The 2959-nt window shown below is 46.7% G+C and carries 2 protein-coding genes; both read right to left on the reverse strand.

All coding sequences use genetic code 11. From position 1 onward, the window contains the following. Nucleotides 1–202 precede the first annotated feature (202 nt). Complete coding sequence (locus ACJ751_RS25370) at nucleotides 203–1333, reverse strand: acyltransferase family protein (RefSeq protein WP_407748333.1); 1131 nt, start codon at nucleotides 1331–1333, stop codon at nucleotides 203–205. Nucleotides 1334–1429: 96 nt separating this feature from the next. Then, nucleotides 1430–2959 (reverse strand): alkaline phosphatase (locus ACJ751_RS25375; RefSeq protein ID WP_407748334.1); only part of this gene is annotated, 1530 nt, incomplete at its 5' end.

Genomic DNA, 2959 nt, shown 5'->3' on the forward strand with positions numbered 1-2959 from the left:
CGCCAAATGTATGGCGATGCGGCGGTAAACAAATGGTTGACGGCGAGACACAAGTTGTTGGATGAGGTGACGCAGCGGGTGTTTAATAATGCTTTTATGGAAAGAACGGGGTTAAGCTCTTAGTTGAAAGTTTTAAGTTGAAAGTTGAAAGGGTTGACCAGTTAACCAGTTGACCAGGAATACAGGTTGATAGGTTTACTTCCTACACTCTCACATAGATCTTCTTCTTATCCATCCAATACCCAACACTCCAGCAAAGCAACATATACAACACCGCCTGTACCAACGCACCGAAATAAGGCGTCGCCAGATGAATGAAAATATTATCATATAACCATTTGAAGACGGTGGTGCCGGATGGTAATCTGAATACGTTCCACAAAATAACCAGCACTTCAGACAACAGGTAAATGAACAGCGGGTTTTTGCCAAATACCTGGAAGAAAGGAGTCCACGAAGTTTTTTGCTGAATATCGGCTATGTAAACAATAGCAGCTATGATGAGACAATCAATTCCCACGGTTTGTAATACAAAGGAACTGGTCCAGATCTTTTTATTGATGGGGAAAGAATAGTTCCAGAAATGTGCTAATACGAGCAAAGCAAAACCAGCCAGCATCAATTTGGTCAATGCTTCATAGGTGCCGCCTTTTTGTTGCAGGAACCTACCCACCCAATAGCCCGCTACCACATTGCCAATGGCCGGGAACGTGCTTAAAAATCCTTCCGGATCAAAAGGCACCCCTTCGCCATGATACAAATGGTCCGGACCGATCATCCGCAGATCGAGCTTTAAAACGGCATTGCCCAGCAATGAAAACGGATCGGCCGCATCGCCAAAGAAATACAGCACCGGCCAGTACAACAACAGGATGGCAGCGGTAATAATGATCGTAGCACGGAATTTCAAAAAGTAAAGCATCAACGAAGCAAAGCAATACGCCAGCGCAATACGTTGTAAAACGCCAAAAACGCGCGTTTTCTCAAATGGATAAAAGGCATATACACCAGTTGCTTTATCCATGCGCACAAAGGGGAACCAGTACATCAGGTAACCCAGTATAAAAATGAGTAATGTTCGTTTGAAAATTTTTGCCAGCACGGAAGCGGTAGAAGCGTTCTCCCATTTGGGCATTACAAAGCTCATGGCATTACCTACAGCAAATAAAAAAGAAGGAAAGACCAGGTCCGTGGGCGTAAAACCATGCCATTGGGCATGCAGCAGCGGCGCATAAGTATGGCTCCCATCAGGCGAGGTATTTACAATGATCATGAAGCAAATAGTCATGCCCCTGAACACGTCGAGGGCCAGGAATCGTTTTTGTTGTTGCATGTCAGTTTGAAATTGGTGTAGCAGTAGTTACCTGAATAAGCCGAAAGTAATCATTTCAAATGAATGGGCAAACACCTGTGCCAGCCTGCTGCTGATTTATTTTCTTATTGGAATGTTAAGCGCCGCCATCATCTTGTAAAACAACTCGGTGTTTTCATATACGCCCCTGAAACGGAACGATTGCGGGCCGTAGGCAAACACGGGAACCGGGATGGCGGTATGGTCGTTGGTGGCAAAATTTCCGCTTACATAGCCATTGGTATAATCACCGGCCAGCAGCGATAAACCGCCGGTTTCATGATCGGCTGTTACAATAACCAGTGTTTGTCCGTCTGCATCAGCAAATTGCATCGCTTTACCGATCACCTGGTCAAAATCCATTACCTCGCTGGCCACATACGACATGTCATTGGCATGACCGCCATAATCGACCTGCGCACCTTCTGTCATTAAAAAAAATCCCGCTTTGTTGCGGGACAATGTTTTTACTGCTTTTGAGAACGCCTGTTCCAGCCAGTTCTCCCGCCCTTTCAACACAGGCAAAGCCGCCCTGGGGTCTACTACTACCCACTTTTTACCGGGAGCATCCATCACACTGTCCACGCTGTGCACCAGCGTAAATTCAGGCGACAACTCCTGAAACAGATTGCCGGCATCGGCGCCTTTGGCTTTTTCTGCCAGCAGGCCTACATTCGATAAACTCTCTTTACCCGACCCCATCAGCAGATCGATGTCAGCCTTTTTGAGATCATGAACGATAGCAGTGGAATTTTCCCGTTCGGTTTGATGCGCATAAAAATCAGCCGGTGTGGCATCGGTAATATCACCACAGGTAACCAGCCCGGTTTTTATATTCCGTGTTTTCAAAAACACCGGTAACAAGGGGATGGCTACACCGGTATGATCTACCCCTACATAGCGGTTATTGGTTTTTACGCCGGAGGCAAAGGCTGTTGAACCGGGCGCCGAATCGGTGACGTAACTGTCGTACGAGCTGGTTTTGGAGAACCCTATATTACGCATGCTGAAAATATTCAGGGCGCCTCTGTTGGCGGTATAACCTGCATACAACTGGGCCAGACCGGTGCCATCGCCAATAAACAACAAAATATTCTTTACTGGTTTATCAACGCCGTCATGTTGAAAGGTGGGTTGATAGGGTTTATAGCCGGTTTTACTTTTATAGGAATTGGCCGGCATTTTCCGCAGAAAATTGGACAGCGCTTTTATGCTGTCGGTATTGATATAATCTACCTGCAGTCGTATCAACTGGATCCAGGCATTGGTAAAATCAGGCGCACCCCAAAAACGAACGGGTTTGTTCAAGGCATGTGCATGGCTTACGAGCTTTTGCAGAATATCCCATTGCGGCGATGGAATAATGCCTTTCCCATTCCATTTGGTGTATTGCTTCAGGTCGGCGCTTAGCATCACCACGCGTGCAAGCGCCGCAGCCGGATACTCTTTTTGCAACTCGCCGTCGAACCAGATAAAGGAAGGGTAAGATGCATACGCCGATACATCGGGCCGGTTGCCACTGATAGCAATTTGCAAAGTTGAACACTGCGTAAGCACCGGGTATTTTTGCAACAGTTCTACCAGTTTGTTCAGGGTAGTTACGCTGTC

It is taken from the genome of Niastella sp., from assembly GCF_045805085.1.
Classification (GTDB): domain Bacteria; phylum Bacteroidota; class Bacteroidia; order Chitinophagales; family Chitinophagaceae; genus Niastella.

Bases quoted from the DNA above. Each gene is read 5' to 3' on its own strand.
- ACJ751_RS25370 (WP_407748333.1), bottom strand. From the start codon at position 1,333: ATGCAACAACAAAAACGATTCCTGGCCCTCGACGTGTTCAGGGGCATG.